This window comes from Streptomyces sp. SS1-1, assembly GCF_008973465.1.
GTDB lineage: Bacteria > Actinomycetota > Actinomycetes > Streptomycetales > Streptomycetaceae > Streptomyces.
In genome coordinates, this window is sequence record NZ_WBXN01000004.1 from 2,303,322 (window position 1) to 2,320,111 (window position 16,790).

18 protein-coding genes are annotated in these 16,790 nt (G+C 73.1%); 11 read left to right on the plus strand and 7 right to left on the minus strand.

The window, feature by feature from the left end:
* Positions 1–23 precede the first annotated feature (23 nt).
* The gene (locus F8R89_RS11705) at positions 24–1,379 is read left to right on the plus strand and encodes a GH1 family beta-glucosidase (protein ID WP_192806357.1); all 1,356 of its coding nucleotides are present in this window, start codon (positions 24–26) and stop codon (positions 1,377–1,379) included.
* A gap of 9 nt (positions 1,380–1,388) precedes the next feature.
* Here the strand turns inward: F8R89_RS11705 and F8R89_RS11710 are convergent, their stop codons facing one another.
* Positions 1,389–2,243 (minus strand): NAD-dependent epimerase/dehydratase family protein, encoded by an 855-nt coding sequence (locus tag F8R89_RS11710; RefSeq protein WP_151783924.1) that lies wholly within the window; start codon positions 2,241–2,243, stop codon positions 1,389–1,391.
* Positions 2,244–2,362: 119 nt separating this feature from the next.
* Between F8R89_RS11710 and F8R89_RS11715 the strand changes: the two genes are divergently transcribed.
* Positions 2,363–3,211 carry a helix-turn-helix transcriptional regulator gene (locus F8R89_RS11715; protein ID WP_151783925.1) on the plus strand — a complete coding sequence of 283 codons (849 nt, stop codon included), beginning with the start codon at positions 2,363–2,365 and terminating at the stop codon, positions 3,209–3,211.
* A 3-nt stretch (positions 3,212–3,214) separates the two neighbouring features.
* Here F8R89_RS11715 and F8R89_RS11720 read toward each other — a convergent pair whose 3' ends face one another.
* On the minus strand, positions 3,215–3,553 hold the full coding sequence (locus F8R89_RS11720; RefSeq protein ID WP_151783926.1) for a P-II family nitrogen regulator: 339 nt from the start codon (positions 3,551–3,553) through the stop codon (positions 3,215–3,217).
* 169 nt (positions 3,554–3,722) lie between these two features.
* Here F8R89_RS11720 and era point away from each other — a divergent pair, with 169 nt between their 5' ends.
* From era to F8R89_RS11745, 5 genes are all read left to right on the plus strand, one after another.
* Entirely contained in the window at positions 3,723–4,682 is a 960-nt protein-coding gene (gene era / locus F8R89_RS11725) for a GTPase Era (protein WP_151783927.1), read from the plus strand.
* Positions 4,683–4,834: 152 nt separating this feature from the next.
* Complete coding sequence (locus F8R89_RS11730; protein ID WP_151783928.1) at positions 4,835–5,908, plus strand: PhoH family protein; 1,074 nt, start codon at positions 4,835–4,837, stop codon at positions 5,906–5,908.
* Positions 5,909–5,921: 13 nt separating this feature from the next.
* Entirely contained in the window at positions 5,922–6,419 is a 498-nt protein-coding gene (gene ybeY, locus F8R89_RS11735) for an rRNA maturation RNase YbeY (RefSeq protein ID WP_062669419.1), read from the plus strand.
* Positions 6,416–7,723, plus strand: coding sequence for a hemolysin family protein (locus tag F8R89_RS11740; RefSeq protein WP_151783929.1), 1,308 nt, complete (start codon positions 6,416–6,418; stop codon positions 7,721–7,723). The genes ybeY and F8R89_RS11740 overlap by 4 nt, the downstream gene beginning before the upstream one ends.
* Complete coding sequence (locus F8R89_RS11745; RefSeq protein WP_151783930.1) at positions 7,720–8,079, plus strand: MmcQ/YjbR family DNA-binding protein; 360 nt, start codon at positions 7,720–7,722, stop codon at positions 8,077–8,079. The genes F8R89_RS11740 and F8R89_RS11745 overlap by 4 nt, the downstream gene beginning before the upstream one ends.
* On the opposite strand, the gene F8R89_RS11750 is transcribed toward F8R89_RS11745, so the two are convergent.
* Positions 8,041–9,492 carry an MFS transporter gene (locus tag F8R89_RS11750; protein WP_151783931.1) on the minus strand — a complete coding sequence of 484 codons (1,452 nt, stop codon included), beginning with the start codon at positions 9,490–9,492 and terminating at the stop codon, positions 8,041–8,043. The two genes, F8R89_RS11745 and F8R89_RS11750, sit on opposite strands and share 39 nt — an antisense overlap.
* A gap of 148 nt (positions 9,493–9,640) precedes the next feature.
* Between F8R89_RS11750 and F8R89_RS11755 the strand changes: the two genes are divergently transcribed.
* On the plus strand, positions 9,641–10,459 hold the full coding sequence (locus F8R89_RS11755; protein WP_151788080.1) for a helix-turn-helix transcriptional regulator: 819 nt from the start codon (positions 9,641–9,643) through the stop codon (positions 10,457–10,459).
* A 28-nt stretch (positions 10,460–10,487) separates the two neighbouring features.
* Positions 10,488–10,841, plus strand: a complete 354-nt coding sequence (locus F8R89_RS11760; RefSeq protein WP_151783932.1) for a cytidine deaminase — start codon at positions 10,488–10,490, stop codon at positions 10,839–10,841.
* 49 nt (positions 10,842–10,890) lie between these two features.
* Here the strand turns inward: F8R89_RS11760 and F8R89_RS11765 are convergent, their stop codons facing one another.
* Both F8R89_RS11765 and F8R89_RS11770 read right to left on the minus strand, forming a co-directional pair.
* Positions 10,891–12,048 (minus strand): carbohydrate kinase family protein, encoded by a 1,158-nt coding sequence (locus tag F8R89_RS11765; protein WP_151783933.1) that lies wholly within the window; start codon positions 12,046–12,048, stop codon positions 10,891–10,893.
* Positions 12,049–12,137: 89 nt separating this feature from the next.
* Positions 12,138–13,139: a 5-dehydro-4-deoxyglucarate dehydratase gene (locus F8R89_RS11770; RefSeq protein WP_151783934.1), complete on the minus strand. Its 1,002-nt coding sequence runs from the start codon at positions 13,137–13,139 to the stop codon at positions 12,138–12,140.
* Positions 13,140–13,233: 94 nt separating this feature from the next.
* Between F8R89_RS11770 and F8R89_RS11775 the strand changes: the two genes are divergently transcribed.
* Both F8R89_RS11775 and F8R89_RS11780 read left to right on the plus strand, forming a co-directional pair.
* Positions 13,234–14,022 (plus strand): IclR family transcriptional regulator, encoded by a 789-nt coding sequence (locus tag F8R89_RS11775; protein ID WP_151783935.1) that lies wholly within the window; start codon positions 13,234–13,236, stop codon positions 14,020–14,022.
* Positions 14,023–14,221: 199 nt separating this feature from the next.
* Positions 14,222–15,487, plus strand: coding sequence for an MFS transporter (locus F8R89_RS11780; RefSeq protein ID WP_151783936.1), 1,266 nt, complete (start codon positions 14,222–14,224; stop codon positions 15,485–15,487).
* On the opposite strand, the gene F8R89_RS11785 is transcribed toward F8R89_RS11780, so the two are convergent.
* Both F8R89_RS11785 and F8R89_RS11790 read right to left on the minus strand, forming a co-directional pair.
* On the minus strand, positions 15,484–16,395 hold the full coding sequence (locus tag F8R89_RS11785; RefSeq protein ID WP_151783937.1) for a ribonuclease Z: 912 nt from the start codon (positions 16,393–16,395) through the stop codon (positions 15,484–15,486). The genes F8R89_RS11780 and F8R89_RS11785 overlap by 4 nt on opposite strands.
* A gap of 6 nt (positions 16,396–16,401) precedes the next feature.
* Complete coding sequence (locus F8R89_RS11790; RefSeq protein ID WP_151783938.1) at positions 16,402–16,755, minus strand: histidine triad nucleotide-binding protein; 354 nt, start codon at positions 16,753–16,755, stop codon at positions 16,402–16,404.
* Positions 16,756–16,790: the final 35 nt, after the last annotated feature.

Consider the following 16,790-nt stretch of genomic DNA (forward strand, 5'->3'; position numbering starts at 1 on the left):
GACTTGGCGTGCCGCCGGTGCCGATGATCCGGCGCATGGCGATCGACGAGCGCGGTGCGACCCGGCCGGTACCCCGTTTCCCGGACGGCTTCCTGTGGGGGGTGTCCACCTCGGCCCACCAGATCGAGGGGGCGGCGGAGCTGCGCGAGCGGTCCGTGTGGGACGCGTTCACGGCCGAGCCGGGGCGTGTGAAGGACGGCTCGACGGCCGAGGTGGCCTGCGACCACTACCACCGCTACCGCGAGGACGTGGCACTGCTCGCCGGGCTCGGCGTGGACGCCTACCGGTTCTCGATCTCCTGGCCTCGGGTGAACTCCCCGCAGGGGCTGGACTTCTACGACCGTCTGGTGGATGAGCTGTGCGCGGCGGGCGTACGCCCGGTGCCGACGCTCTTCCACTGGGACCTGCCCGTCGCGCTGGACTGGCTGGAGCGGGACACGGCCGACCGGTTCGCCGCGCACGTGTCCCGGGTCGCCGGCCGCCTCGGCGACCGGGTCGGCACCTGGATCACCCTGAACGAACCGGCCGAGCACACCCTGCTGGGCCACGCCCTGGGCACCCACGCGCCCGGCCGGCGGCTCCTGTTCGACGCGCTGCCGGTCGCCCACCACCAGCTGCTCGCGCACGGGCTCGCGGTACGGGCGCTGCGCGCGGCCGGCGCGACGGACGTCGGGATCACGAACTCGCACGGGCCGACCTGGCCGGCGTCGCGGGAGCAGGCGGACCTGGAGGCGGCGGACTTCTACGACCTGCTGCTGAACCGGCTGTTCGCCGACCCGCTGCTGCTCGGCCGCTACCCGGACGGCATCGAGGCGCTGATGCCGGGGGACGTCGAGGCCGATCTGAAGGTCATCGCCGAGCCGCTCGACTTCTACGGCGTCAACTACTACGCGCCGACCCGGGTGGGGGCGCCGCAGGGCACCGAGATCGAGTTCGGCGGGATCACCATGCCCGCCGAACTGCCGTTCTCCGTACGGGACATCGAGGGCGTGCCGACGACCGACTTCGGGTGGCCGGTCGTCCCGGAGGGCCTGACGGAACTCCTCACCGGCTTCCGGGACCGCTACGGCGACCGCCTCCCGCCGGTCGTCGTCACCGAGAACGGCTGCTCCTACGAGGGCGTCGACGACCAGGAACGGATCGCCTACCTCGACGGGCACGTCCGCGCGCTGCACCGGGCCGTGGAGGCGGGCGTCGACGTGCGCGGCTACTTCGTGTGGTCCCTGCTGGACAACTTCGAGTGGGCCGAGGGCTACGCGCGGCGCTTCGGCCTGGTGCACGTCGACTTCGCCACGCAACGGCGCACCCCGAAGGCGTCCTACCGCTGGTTCCGCGATCTGCTGCGGGCCCAGCGGCAGGCGGGGACCCCGGCCGGCTGACCGGAGTCGTCACAGCGCCCCGGCGTCCCGGGCGGTCCACACGCTCGGGTAGATCGGCCGGAAGCCGAGCTCGCGGCGGATGCGCCGGGTGTCCACGATGTTGTGCCAGGGGTCGGGGTCGGTGTTGTCGTACAGCCCGGCCGGCACCTCCATGCCGTTGAGCTGGTACAGCTCCACGGTGGTGACGGGGGCGTCGTCGCCGACGTTGTAGATCCGGCCCGCGATGCCCGGCGTGTGCAGCAGCCGCAGCAGGGCCTGGGCGACGTCCGCGTGGTGGGCCATGTGCAGCCGCTGCTGCGGGGCCCAGCGCGGCGCCCACGCCATGGCGTCCGCCAGGTGCGGGTCGCCCTCGCCGTAGACGAACGGCAGCCGGGCGATGCGCACGTCCAGGCCGTCCATCGCCAGCAGCGCCCGCTCGGCCTCCACCTTGGAGGCGGGGTACGCGCCCCACATGTGTCCGCCGGACCTGCTCTCGTCCTCCTCGACCAGCGGGCGCCCGCGGCCGGTGCCGTACACGTTGTTCGTGCTGATCTGCACGAACCGCTCCACCCCGGCCGCCCGCGCGGCCTGCCCGAGCGCCACCGCGGCGTCCCGGTTGACCGCCCACGCCTCCTCGTCGGGCACGCCCCTGAAGGCCGCCGCGACGTTGACGACCGCGTCGATGCCGGCGACCGCCTTGCCGAGCGCCTCGGTGTCCCGCAGATCGCCGACGACGACCTCGGCGCCCAGTTCGGCGAACCGCTCACCCCGGGCCTCGTCCCGGACCAGCACCCTGATCCGGTCCCCCGCCGCCGCCTGCGTCAGCAGCCTCGGCACGAAGCGCCGGCCGACCTGTCCCGTCGTACCCGTCACCAATGTCTGCATGATCTGCTCCTCTCGTCTCCCTCCACCCTGGGTCGGGCCCGGCGCGGGCGGGAGAGACCCGTCGATCAGGGGATCGGCGGTCCCTGGATACGGGACGCGCCATGGCGCACGCTGGAGGCATGAACCGAGCGGAACTCGCCGACTTCCTGCGCCGCGGCCGGGCCCGGCTGGCCCCGCCGGACGTGGGTCTCACGCCCGGCTCCCGGCGCCGTACGCCGGGCCTGCGCCGGGAGGAGGTGGCGCAGCTGGCGGGCATGTCGGTGGACTACTACACCCGGCTGGAACAGTCGCGGGGCCCGCGTCCGTCCCGGCAGATGCTCACCGCGCTGGCCCGCGCGCTGCGGCTGACGGACGACGAGCGGGACCATCTGTTCCACCTGGCCGGCGAGGAGCCGCCGCGGGCCACGACGGGGTCGGAGCACGTGCGCCCGGGGCTGCTGCTGATCCTGGACCGGCTGCACGACACACCGGCCCAGGTGGTGACCGACTACGGCGAGGTGCTGGCGCAGAACGCGATGGCCAGGGCGCTGTCCGGGGACGCGATGTCCCGCCCGCGGCGGGAGCGCAACCTGACCCGCGGCTTCTTCCTCGACCCGGCCGCGCGCACCCTCTTCCCGCCCGAGGACCACGAGGCGATCGCGCGTTCGCAGGTGGCCAATCTGCGCGCGGTGGCCGCGGCCCGCCCCGACGACCCGGAGCCGGCCGGGCTGGTCGCCGAACTGCTGGCGGGCAGCGCGGAGTTCGCCCGGCTGTGGGACGAGCACGAGGTGGCGCGGCGCGAGCACGCGACCAAGCGGTTCGTGCACCCGCTGGTCGGTCTGCTGGAGCTGGACTGCGAGGTCATGGTCAGCCACCAGCACCGGCACCTGCTGGTCGTGCACTCCGCCCGCCCCGGCACGGAGGCCCACGAACGCCTTCAGTTGCTGCGGGTGGTGGGGTTGCAGGACATGACGGCCGGCACGAGGTAGGGACTACAGGGCGTCGGGGCCGCGCTCGCCGGTGCGGACCCGGACGACGGTCTCGACGGGCAGCACCCAGACCTTGCCGTCGCCGATCTTCCCCGTGTGCGCGGCCTCGAGGACGGCCTCGACGACGTCGTCGGCGACCGCGTCCTCGACGACCACCTCGATCCGTGTCTTCGGCACCAGGTCGACCTGGTACTCGGCGCCCCGGTACACCTCGGTGTGCCCGCGCTGGCGGCCGTGGCCGCTCGCCTCCGTCACGGTCAGACCGTGCACGCCGAGCTCCCGCAGGGCGCTCTTGACCTCGTCGAGCCGGTACGGCTTGACGACCGCGGTGATCAGCTTCATGCCTGCTGGGAGGCCTTCCGGGCGGGGTGGCGGACACGGGGCGTGTGGGGGCGGGGGGCGCCTGGGGCGCCGGGCCCCGTGATCGTAGGCGCTCCGCGGCGCGCGGCGTAAGGGCACGGGAGGGTCCTGGTGTGCGGCGGCGCTCCGGGGATCAGGGACAATGGGCGCCATGAGCGTTCGCAGCAAGTCCTCCGAGTCGTCGGCCCCGTCCGAGGCCCCGCACCGCGCGGGCTTCGCCTGCTTCGTGGGCCGTCCCAACGCGGGCAAGTCCACGCTGACGAATGCTCTGGTCGGCCAGAAGGTGGCGATCACCGCAAACCAGCCGCAGACCACGCGGCACACCGTGCGTGGCATCGTGCACCGGCCGGACGCGCAGCTGATCCTGGTGGACACCCCCGGGCTGCACAAGCCGCGCACCCTGCTGGGCGAGCGCCTGAACGACGTCGTCCGCACCACCTGGGCCGAGGTCGACGTGATCGGCTTCTGCCTCCCGGCGAACGAGAAGCTCGGTCCCGGCGACCGCTTCATCGCCAAGGAGCTCGCGTCGATCAAGAAGACGCCGAAGATCGCGATCGTCACCAAGACCGACCTGGTGGAGGGCAAGGCGCTCGCCGAGCAGCTCATCGCGATCGACCAGCTCGGCAAGGAGCTGGGCTTCGAGTGGGCGGAGATCATCCCGGTGTCGGCGGTCTCCGGCACGCAGGTGGACCTGCTGGCCGACCTGATCGTCCCGCTGCTGCCGGAGGGCCCCGCCCTCTACCCGGACGGCGAGCTCACCGACGAGCCCGAGCAGGTCATGATCGCGGAGCTGATCCGCGAAGCCGCGCTCGAGGGCGTCCGCGACGAGCTGCCGCACTCCATCGCCGTCGTCGTGGAGGAGATGCTGCCCCGCGAGGACCGGCCCGCCGACAAGCCGCTGCTGGACATCCACGCCTTCGTCTACATCGAGCGCCCCAGCCAGAAGGGCATCATCATCGGCCCGAAGGGCAAGCGCCTGAAGGAGGTCGGCATCAAGTCCCGCAAGCAGATCGAGGCGCTGCTGGGCACGCCGGTCTTCCTGGACCTGCACGTCAAGGTGGCGAAGGACTGGCAGCGGGACCCCCGCCAGCTGCGCAAGCTGGGGTTCTGAGGCCCTCCCCCTCTTCCCACGTCTTCTCACGGCAGCCCCGGGAAAAGCCCTACGGCGTTGTCGGTCCCCCGGCGTACCCTGGAAACGCCAGGCCGCCCGAGTGGCGGGCGAGTCGTTTCGAGGAGGACGAGCAAGGCCTTCAGAGCCGGCCCATGACTCAGACACCCACAGCTCACACACCCGCGCAGGGGCAGGCGAGAGCACAGTTCACCGTCCCCGCCCAGCACCCCATGGTGACCGTGCTGGGGTCCGGCGACTCCCTGCTGCGCGTGGTCGAGAAGGCCTTCCCGGCGGCCGACATCCATGTCCGGGGCAATGAGATCAGCGCGGTCGGCGACGCCGCGGAGGTCGCCCTCATCCAGCGCCTGTTCGACGAGATGATGCTGGTGCTCCGCACCGGGCAGCCGATGACGGAGGACGCAGTGGAACGCTCGATCGCCATGCTCAGAGCGAGTGACAACGGCGAGGGGGACGGCCAGGAGACCCCGGCCGAGGTGCTCACGCAGAACATCCTGTCCTCGCGCGGCCGCACCATCCGCCCCAAGACGCTCAACCAGAAGCGGTACGTCGACGCCATAGACAAGCACACGATCGTCTTCGGCATCGGCCCCGCCGGTACGGGCAAGACCTATCTGGCCATGGCCAAGGCGGTGCAGGCCCTGCAGTCCAAGCAGGTCAACCGCATCATCCTGACCCGGCCCGCGGTCGAGGCGGGCGAGCGGCTGGGCTTCCTCCCGGGCACGCTCTACGAGAAGATCGACCCCTATCTGCGCCCGCTGTACGACGCGCTGCACGACATGCTCGACCCCGACTCGATCCCGCGGCTGATGGCGGCGGGGACGATCGAGGTCGCGCCGCTCGCCTACATGCGCGGCCGCACGCTGAACGACGCCTTCATCATCCTGGACGAGGCGCAGAACACGAGCCCCGAGCAGATGAAGATGTTCCTCACCCGCCTGGGCTTCGACTCGAAGATCGTCATCACCGGTGACGTCACCCAGGTCGACCTCCCGGACGGCACCAAGTCCGGTCTGCGGCAGGTGCAGGACATCCTGGACGGCGTCGACGACGTCCACTTCTCGCGTCTGTCGTCGCAGGATGTCGTCCGGCACAAGCTGGTCGGCCGTATCGTCGACGCGTACGAGAAGTACGACAGCACGCACGGCACTCAGAACGGCACCCACAAGGGCCCGAACCGGGGCAAGTCCGCGCACAAGGGGAAGTAGACCGAGCACCAGCATGTCGATCGACGTCAACAACGAGTCCGGCACCGAGGTCGACGAGCAGGCGATCCTCGACATCGCCCGCTACGCCCTGGGGCGGATGCGCATCCACCCGCTGTCCGAGCTCTCGGTGATCGTGGTGGACGCCGACGCCATGGAGCAGCTCCACATCCAGTGGATGGACCTGCCCGGGCCCACCGATGTCATGTCGTTCCCCATGGACGAGCTGCGGCCCCCGTCCAAGGACGACGACGAGCCGCCGCAGGGGCTGCTCGGCGACATCGTGCTGTGCCCGGAGGTCGCCGCGAAGCAGGGCGCCGAGGCGCCCACGCAGCACAGCATGGACGAGGAGCTGCAGCTGCTCACCGTCCACGGTGTGCTGCATCTGCTCGGCTACGACCACGAGGAGCCCGACGAGAAGGCCGAGATGTTCGGCCTGCAGGCCGCCATCGTGGACGGCTGGCGCGCGGAGAAGGGGCTGACCGGCCCCTCCCCGGCGCCGACCGTGTCATGAGTGCGCCGCTCGTAGCAGGCGCGATCGCCCTGGTCGTCGTCGCCTGGCTCGCCGCCTGCGCGGAGGCGGGCCTGGCGCGCGTCTCCAGCTTCCGCGCCGAGGAGGCCGTCCGCGGCGGCCGGCGCGGCAGCGCGAAGCTGGCCCAGGTCGCCGCCGACCCGACCCGCTATCTGAACGTGGCGCTGCTCGTCCGCGTCACCTGCGAGATGGCGGCGGCCGCCATCGTCACGTACGCCTGCCTCCAGGAGTTCTCCGGGACGACGCAGGCCCTGCTGGTCGCCATCGGCGTCATGGTCCTCGTCTCGTACGTGGCCGTCGGCGTCTCGCCGCGCACCATCGGCCGGCAGCACCCGCTGAACACGGCGACGGTGGCGGCGTACGTGCTGCTGCCACTCGCGCGGATCATGGGCCCGATCCCGTCGCTGCTGATCCTCGTCGGCAACGCCCTCACCCCCGGCAAGGGCTTCCGCCGCGGCCCCTTCGCCTCCGAGGCGGAGCTGCGCGCGCTGGTCGACCTTGCGGAGGCGGAGTCGCTGATCGAGGCCGAGGAGCGCCGGATGGTGCACTCGGTCTTCGAGCTCGGCGACACCCTGGTGCGCGAGGTGATGGTCCCGCGCACGGACCTGATCGTGATCGAGCGGTACAAGACGATCCGGCAGGCCCTCACGCTCGCCCTGCGCTCCGGGTTCTCCCGGATCCCGGTCGTCGGGGAGAGCGAGGACGACGTGGTCGGGATCGTGTACCTGAAGGACCTGGCCCGCAAGACGCACATCTCGCGGGACGCGGAGAGCGAGCTGGTGTCCACCGCGATGCGCCCGGCGGTCTTCGTGCCGGACACCAAGAACGCCGGTGACCTGCTGCGCGAGATGCAGAAGGAACGCAATCACGTCGCCGTCGTCATCGACGAGTACGGCGGCACCGCGGGCATCGTCACCATCGAGGACATCCTCGAGGAGATCGTCGGCGAGATCACCGACGAGTACGACCGTGAGCTGCCCCCGGTGGAGGTGCTCGGCGACGACCGCTACCGGGTGACCGCCCGGCTGGACATCACCGACCTGGGCGAGCTGTACGGCCTCGACGAGTACGACGACGAGGACGTGGAGACGGTCGGCGGTCTGCTCGCGAAGGCGCTGGGCCGGGTGCCGATCGCCGAGGCGTCGTCCACGGTGGAGCTGCCCGACGGGCGGGAGCTGCGGCTGACGGCGGAGGCCGCGGCCGGCCGGCGGAACAAGATCGTGACCGTGCTCGTGGAGCCTGTGGAGCCGGTGAAGGCCCCCGCGGAGGAGACGGGTCGGGAGTGACACCTCAGGAGCTGCGGGCGCTGTGCCTGTCGTTCGACGCCGTGGTGGAGGAGTTCCCGTTCAACCCGGACACCTCCGTCTTCAAGGTGCTCGGCAAGCTGTTCGCGCTGACGAACCTGGACGCCCGGCCCCTGACGGTGAACCTGAAGTGCGACCCGGAGGACGCGGTGCGGCTGCGCGCCGACCACCCCGGCCTGGTCGTCCCCGGCTACCACATGAACAAGCGGCACTGGAACACGGTGACGGTGGACGGCGAGCTCCCGGACCGGCTGGTCCGGGAGCTCGTGGAGGACTCGTACGACCTGGTCGTGGCCGGTCTACCGCGTGCCGAGCGGCTGCGTCTCGACCGTCCCTGAGACCGGCGTCCGGCGGGTGCGCAGACCGACGGCGACGAGGGCGGCGGCGGCCAGCACGATGCCGGTGTCCAGCGCCATGACCGTGCGGGTGCCGCCGAGCAGGTCGCCGGAGGTGGTGGCGAGGACGCCGAGCAGTGGGACGCCGACGGTGATGCCGACCTGCTGGGTGGAGGTGACCAGGCCGGTGGCCAGGCCCTGTGCCTCGTCGGGGACGCCCGAGGTGACGGTCAGGCCGTAGGAGATGATCGCGCCCAGGTGGAACATGCTGGCCACCGACACGGCCGCCGTGGCGAGCCACACGGACCAGGAGTCGGCGTCCAGGAGCAGCAGTCCGCCGGTGAACAGGCCCTGTCCGGCGAGGGAGACGACGAGCGTACGGCGTGCGCCGAGCCGGCTGACGAAGCGCGGCGTGAGCGATCCGGCGGCCACCGAGGCGATGCCCTGGACGCCGAAGACGAGGCCGGTCTCCCAGGCGGTCAGGCCGAGGACACCCTGCAGGTACAGGGTGAGGACGAAGACGACCGTCGACATCATCGAGAAGGTCACGAGACCCCCCAGGTTGCCCCAGGCCACCGTGCGGCGGCGCAGCATCGGCAGGGAGACCAGCGGCTCCGGGGTGCGGGACTCGATCACCGCGAACGCCGTGAGCAGGGCGGCGCCCAGGACGAGGGTGGCGAGGACGTCGGCGTGGGCGAAGCCGTGGTCGGCGGCGGTCGTCAGGGCGTAGATCAGGGCCAGCAGACCGCCGGTGACGGTGACCGCGCCGGGCACGTCCAGGTGGGGCCGCGCGGGGGTGCGGGACTCCGGCAGCAGGCCGGGTGCGAGGGGCAGGACGACCAGCGCGAACAGGGCGAGCAGGCCCATCGTGGAGCGCCAGCCGAGGGTGTCGGTGAGGACGCCGCCGGCGACGACGCCGATGGTGAAGCCGAGGGACATCAGCGTGCCGGAGATGCCGAGCGCCCGGTCGCGGGCGGGGCCCTCGGCGAAGGTCGTCGTCAGCAGGGACATGCCGGTCGGCACGATCATGGCGGCGCCGAGGCCCTGCAGGGCCCGTCCGGCGAGGAAGGACGCCGGGTCCCAGGCGAGGGTCGCGAGCACGGAGGCCGCGGCGAACAGGCCGAGCCCGGTGAGGAAGAGGCGGCGGCGGCCGAACAGGTCGCCGATGCGGCCGAACAGGAGCAGGAAGCCGCCGGACGGCAGGGCGAACGCGGTGACCGCCCACTGGAGCGCCGACCGGTCCATGCCGAGGTCGGCCCCGAGGACGGGCAGGGCGACGTTCAGGACGGAGAAGTCGAGGGCCACCATGAACTGGGCGGCGCACAGGACGAACAGGACGAGCTTGTCGCGCCGCGACATCCGGGGGGTGCCGGGCGCTGGGGACTTGGTGCGGGTGAGGTCGGTGTCGATCGCCATGGACATGAGCTTCGGGGTCGCGGAATAGTCGTGGGGAGCGGCAAGTTGTCCTGGTGGTGGCACCACCAGCCGGCGTGACAGGGGGGATCGGCACGTGTCCGGGGGCACGCTGAAGAGTCATCGGCGGCGCGAGCTGCGCGAGTTCCTGATGAGCAGGAGGGCCCGGGTCTCCCCGGGCGAGGCCGGGCTGCCCGACGGCGGTGCGCGGCGCCGCACTCCGGGGCTGCGGCGCGAGGAGGTCGCCGTGCTCGCGGGCGTGGGCGCCTCCTGGTACCAGTGGCTGGAGCAGGGCCGGGACATCTCGGTCTCCCCGCAGGTCCTGGACTCCGTGGCGCGGGTGCTGCGGCTGAGCAACGCCGAGCGCCGGCATCTGTACGTGCTGGCCGGGCTCAACCCGCCGGCGGCCGAAGTCGCCCCGGACAAGCGGGAGATGTGCGAGGGCCTGCGGCGGCTGATCGACACGTGGATGCCGAACCCGGCGCACATCATGGACCGTTACTACAACGGCGTGATGTACAACGAGGCCGCCTCGACCGTACTGGGCATGCGGCCGGGTCTGCGCTGGAACTGCCTGATCGACTTCTTCACGGACCCCATGTACCGCGTTCGGTCCCGGAGTTGGGAGGAGAACGCCTCGACGGTCGTCGCCCAGTTCCGCGCCCTGTGCATGGCCAACCCCGACGACGAGGGGTTCCAGGAGGTGCTGGCCGAGGCGCGGGCGTCCAGCCCGGAGTTCGCGGAGCTGTGGGAGCGGCGGGACATCGAGGATGCGGGGCAGATCCGCAAGGAGCTGGACCATCCGCTGGTCGGGGTGCTGACGATGGAGTCGAGCGTGATGCAGATGCCGGTGCGCCCGGATCTGTCGATCGTGCTGCACACCCCGCTGGACGAGGCGACGGCGGCGAAGCTGCGGTGGCTGGCCTCGCCGGAGGCGCGGCGCGGGGCGATGTACCCCGTGGCCGGGTGAGTCCGCCGGTGCTCCGTATGCTCGGATCATGACCGACAGCAACGCGCTCGACCCCGAGGACCGCAAGATCGTCACCCTGGCCCGTTCCGCGCGGGCCCGCAACGGCGTGCCCGAGGGCGCGGCCGTACGCGACGAGACCGGCCGGACGTACGTCGCCGGAACCGTCGCCCTGGACTCCCTGAAGCTGAGCGCGCTGCGCACGGCGGTGGCGATGGCGGTGGCGTCGGGCGCGCAGTCCCTGGAGGCGGCGGCGATCGTGACCGAGGACGCGGCCGCCCGCACCGAGGACCTGGCGGCGGTACGCGACCTGGGCGGCCCCGGCACCCCGGTCCTGGTGGCGGGCCCGGACGGCACGGTACACACGACGGTCCAGGCGGACTGAGACCGATCCGCCGGTCGGGCCGAGCGACTCGCTCAGGCCCGCGCCCCCCTCACGCCGAGCGGCGGAAGCCGATCGTCGGGACCGCTCGGCGTAGTGGCCAGGGGCGGCCCGCGTCCTCCGGCACCAGGTCCGCTAGGAACGCGTAGCGGCGCAGGGCCTCGCGGTCCTGGCTCTCCAGGGAGCGGACCTGGCGCCACCAGGCGCCGATCTCCGCCCAGCCCGGCGCCGACAGGGAGCCGCCGAACTCCTGGACGGAGAGGGCGGCGGTCAGTCCGGCGAAGGCGAGGCGGTCGGCGAGCGGCCAGCCCGCGAGGGTGCCGGTGACGAACCCGGCCACGAAGACGTCGCCCGCGCCGGTCGGGTCCAGCGCCTCGACGGCGATCGCGGGCACGACGGCCGTCTCGCCGGTCCGCCCGTCGACCGCGTACGCGCCCTCCGCGCCGAGGGTGACCACGGCGACCGGCACATGCTCGGTGAGGGCGTGGGCGGCCTCCCGCGGGGACCGTGTGCGGGTGTACCGCATGGCCTCCTCGGCGTTGGGCAGGAACGCCTCGCAGTGCTCCAGGTCGGCGAGTCCCGCCAGGTCCCAGGCGCCGGTGTCGTCCCAGCCGACGTCGGCGAAGACCCGGGTGCCCTTGCTCGCGGCCTGCGCGATCCAGGGGGCCCGGGTGCCGGGGACCAGGGAGGCGACGGCGGCCCGGGCGCGGGGCGGGCAGTCCGGCGCGGGTTCCTCCGGGGGCGGTTCGTGCCCGTGGGAGACCATGGTGCGCTCCCCCTCGTACGCCATGGAGACGGTGACCGGGGAGTGCCAGCCGGGGACCGTGCGCGAGGGCGAGAGGTCGATGCCCTCGCCCTGCTCCAGCGCGTCCCAGCAGTAGTCGCCGTAGTGGTCGTCGCCGAAGGCCGCGGCGAGGGACGTCTTCAGGCCGAGGCGGGCGAGCGCGGTCGCCATGTTGGCCACGCCGCCGGGGCTGGAGCCCATGCCGCGCGCCCAGGACTCGGTGCCGCGCACCGGGGCCGAGTCGAGGCCGGTGAAGATGATGTCGAGGAAGACCGTGCCGGTCAGATACACGTCCCAGGGCGGGTCGGCGGGCTCCCGCAGGCCCGCGAGGGGGTCGACTTGGGCCCGCCGGTACGGCCCTTTGACCGGGGGCGGCGGCCCCTGCGGCGCGGGTCCCTCTCCGGTGGGCGCGGTGGGCGTGGTCACGGTGCGCTCCCTGGCGTGGTCCTGATCTGGCCAGTGTGCACCACGCCACGGACAACGCCACGTGTTCCCCGCCCGGCGCGACCGTCAGGTCACGGGGTCGCGCCCACGACGGCGAGCCCGGTGCCGAGGAGGGCGCGCAGCTCGGCCAGGTCGGCGGGGGACGGGTCGGTCAGCGGGGCGCGGACCGGCCCGACAGGGCGCCCGCGCAGCCGGGCGGCGGCCTTGACCAGGGACACGGCGTAGCCGGGCACGCGGTCGCGGATCCCGGCGAGCGGGCCGTAGAAGTCGCGCAGCAGGGCGGTGGTGGTGCCGTCGTCGCCGTCCCGGAGCGCGGCGAAGAAGGCGTTCGCGATCTCGGGGGCGAAGGCGTGGACGGCGGAGGAGTAGGCGGGGACGCCGACGGCGGCGTAGGCGCGGGCCTGGAGTTCTGCGGTGGAGGCGCCGTTGAAGAACAGGAAGCCCTCGGGGGCGGCGAGGGTGAGGCGCTGGAGCCGGTCGAGGTCGCCGTGGCCGTCCTTGAGGCCGACGACCCCGGGGACTCGGGCGATGCGGCGCAGCGCGTCGGGGCTGTAGGCGACCGGTCCGCGCTGGTAGGCGATGAGCGGCAGCCGGGTCCGGGCGGCGAGCGCCTCCAGCTGGGCGACGAGGCCGTCCTGCGGGGCGGCGACGAGGTAGTGGGGCAGCACGAGGAGGGCGTCGGCGCCGGCCTCCTCGGCGACGCGGGCGAACCGGGCGGCCTGCGCCCAGCCGTAGCCGACGCCGGCGACGACGGGCACGCGTCCGGCGGTCTCCTCGACGGCGGCGGTGACGACGGCCCGGTACTCGTCCTCGTCCAGGGAGAAGAACTCGCCGGTGCCGCAGGCCGGGAAGACGGCGCCCGGTCCGGACGCCAGCTGGACGGCCAGGTGCGCGCGGAAGCCGTCCTCGTCGAGCGAGCCGTCGGCGTGGAAGCTCGTGAGCGGGAAGGACAGCACACCGCGGGCCATGCCGTCCCGCAGCCGTCCGACGGTGTCCGTGGCCCGTTCGCCGGCCGTGTCCGTGTCGGTGTCCGTGTCGTTGTCCGTGCTCGTGGCGAGGCCCACGCCGATCATCTCCCCTTGTGAATGCCGTCCATGTATGAGAACGCAGATTAGGTGCGTGAACGGCGGACCGTCAACGGCCGGACCCGCCGATTACGATCGCCCCATGTCGGATACAGGCGGCGTCCGCGAGGTGAAGTCCGCGGCGCGCACGGTCGAGCTGCTGGAACTCCTCGCCGCGCGCGGGGACCGCCCGGCCCGCCTCCAGGAGCTCGCCGACGCCCTCGCCGTGCCGCGCAGCTCCATGTACGCCCTGCTCCAGACCCTGATCGCACGGGGCTGGGTACGCACCGACGTCACCGGCTCCCTGTACGGCATCGGCATCCACGCCCTGCTGACCGGTACCAACTACCTCGACTCCGACCCGCGCGTCCGTCTCGTCCGGCCCTATCTCGACGAGGCGTCGCAGGCGCTCGGCGAGACGGTCCACCTGGCCCGGCTGGACGGCCCGGACGTCGCCTATCTGGCCACCCGCGAGTCGCACACGTACCCGCGCACCCTCAGCCGGGTCGGCCGCCGCCTCCCGGCCCACGCGGGCGCCCTGGGCAAGGCGCTGCTCGCCGAACGCCCCGACTCCGCCCTCCCCGAGGGCCCGTATCCGGCGCTGACGCCCCACACCCACACCACGCGCGCGTCCCTGGCCGCCGACCTCGCCGAGGTGCGCGCACGCGGCTGGTCGGTGGACCGCGAGGAGAGCGTCCCCGGCATCATCGGCCTCGGTTTCGCCCTGCGCTACGACACCCCCGCGCAGGACGCGATCAGCTGCTCGGTGCCGGTGGCCCGCTGGTCGCCCCGCCACGAGGAGCGGATCGTCGCGGTGATGCGGGAGATCCGGACGAAGATCGAGGCGACGGCCCCCGGAGCGGCGGGCGGCACGGTGCACTGGCGCAGGTGAGAGGCGCCGGCGGGGCCTGATGAGGCACCGCTGCTACCCCGCTTCACCCGCTCCAAACGGAACGTGCCTCAGATCACACCGCCCGGCCTTCTTCGCACGTCTCCGTGCTTGATACAAATTGCCCGCGCGTTCCTGTCCGTCGACGGCCTGCGCCCCTCCCCCTTCCGTGCCTTTCCTTTCGCATGCCCTGGGAACGCCCGTGTTCGCCCCTCGCACCACCCCCTGGCCCCTCGTCGCCCTCTTCACGGCCGGGTACCTCGCCCCGTATCTGCTGCCGACCGTCGTCGGCCGGCTCGACTCGGGCCTTCCGCTCACCCCGACCCAGGCCGGCGCCATCGGCAGTGCCCTGCTGCTGAGTTCGGCGGCGGCCGGCTTCCTGCTGGCCTCCCGCGTCGAACGCCTCGGCGCGCGCCGCCTCGCCCGGACCGGGCTGGCCCTGGCCCTGTTCGGCTACGGCGGGGCCGCGCTCGCGCACGCCGTACCGGCCGTCGTCCTCGGCGTCATGGCCGGCGGCCTCGGGTCGGGCACCGTCACCGCGGTCGCCGCCACCCGGATCGCCGCCCTCGGGGCGGACCCGGCCCGGACGGGACGCGGGACCTGGCGCACCGACCCGCACCGGGTCACCACCGCGGGCCTGCTCGGGGTCTCCGCCCTCGCGGGCGCCCTCTATCTGACGGTCCCGCACCTCGGTCCCGGCCACGACCGGCCGCTGGCGGCGATCGCGCTCACCGCGCTCGCGGTGTGGCCGCTCACCGGCCGGCTCACCGCCGCCGAGGTCCCGTCGGAGTCGGCCGCGGTGCGGCCCCCGGCCCCGCTCCCGCATCGTCGGCACGGCCTGATCCTCGCCGGCTGCATGCTCCTGTGGTCCCTCGCGCAGAACTCCCTGTGGGGCGTCAGCGGCCGGATCGGCCTGAACCAGGCGCACCTGACGGAGGCCGCCGTGGGCGCGGTGTTCGCCGTGGCGCTGGGCGCCGGGCTGCTCGGGGTGACCGGGGCGGGCGCGCTCGGGCCCCGGCTCGGCCGCGCGCTGCCCGTCGGCGGCGGCACCGTCCTCATCGCCGTGTGCATCGCGCTGAGCGCGTCCGCGACGGACCTGACGACGTTCGCGACCGGCGAGATCGCCTGGAACACGGTCTACCCGATCGTGCTGTCGTACGTCATCGGCCTGGCCGCCTCCCTCGACGGCCGGGGCCGCTGGGCGGTGCTCGTCGGCTCGGCGTCGTCGCTGGGCACGGCCGCGGGCCCGCTCACCGGGAGCGTGCTGTCGGCCGGGGCGGGCTTCCCGGTGATGGGCGTGATCCTCGCGGCGGGGCTGCTGCTGGTCGCCGTGCCGCTGACGGTGGTGGCGCTGGGCCGCCGCACTCCGGAGCCGGCCACGGCCGCGGACGTCGAGGTCGTCGCCATCCCGCTGGACACCACCGAGGCCGTCCCGGCCGCCCCGGAGCGCCTGGCCCCCGCCAGCTAGGGGGTGCGGCGCTTGGGGAGGGGGACCCTCAGCAGGTCGTGAGCCACGGTCAGGTCGCCGTCGAAACCGGCGGCCCGCGCCTGCCGCTCGAACTCCGCGGGGTCGGTGTAGCGCTGGCTGAAGTGGGTGAGCACCAGGTGCCCCACCCCGGCGTCGAGCGCCACGCGGGCGGCCTGACCGGCGGTCAGATGCCCGTGCTCCTCGGCGAGGGCGACGTCCTCGTCCAGGAACGTGGACTCGATGACGAGCATGTCGCAGCCGTCGGCGAGGGCGTACACCCCGTCGCACAGCCGGGTGTCCATGACGAACGCGAACCGCTGGCCGCGCCGGACCTCGCTGACATCGTCGAGCGTGACCCCGCCGAGCACGCCGTCCCGCTGGAGCCGGCCGACGTCCGGGCCCCTCACGCCGTGCGCGGCGAGCAGCTCGGGCAGCATCCGGCGGCCGTCGGGCTCGACCAGGCGGTAGCCGTACGACTCGACGGGGTGCGACAGCCGGGCGGTGTGCAGCGTGTACGCGCCGGTGTCGGCGACCGGCCCGTCGGCGTCGACCGGGGCCTGGGTGATCTCGACGGTCTCCCGGTAGGCCGTGGCGTACCGCAGCCGGTCGAAGAAACGCTGCCCGGAGCGCGGGTAGTGGGCGGTGACGGGGTGCGGCACCCGGTCCAGGTTGATCCGCTGGATCACCCCGGCGAGTCCCAGCGAGTGGTCGCCGTGGAAGTGGGTGACACAGATCCGGTTCAGGTCGTGGGCGGCGACCCCGGCCCGCAGCATCTGCCGCTGGGTGCCCTCGCCGGGGTCGAACAGGATGCCCTCGCCGTCCCAGCGCAGCACATAGCCGTTGTGGTTGCGGTGCCGGGTCGGGACCTGGCTCGCCGTCCCGAGGACGACCAGTTCACGGACGGACACGACGGCCTATCCGGGGGGCCACTCGAGACCGCGGCCGCCGAGGACGTGGGCGTGCGTGTGGAAGACCGTCTGGCCGGCGCCCGCACCCGTGTTGAACACGATGCGGTAGCTGTCCAGCTTCTCCTCGTCCGCCACGGCCTGGGCCTCGCGCAGGAGGTCGGCGGCGAGCGCCGGTTCGGCGGTGGCGAGCGCGGCCGCGTCCTTGTAGTGGGCCCTGGGGATGATCAGGACGTGGGTGGGCGCCTGCGGGTTGATGTCGCGGAAGGCGACGGTCGTCTCGGTCTCCCGCACGATGGTCGCCGGGACATGCCCCGCGACGATCTTGCAGAACAGGCAGTCGTCCTGCGGCTCCCCAGCCATGGTCCCTCCGGGCGTTGGACGGCGACGGTGTGACC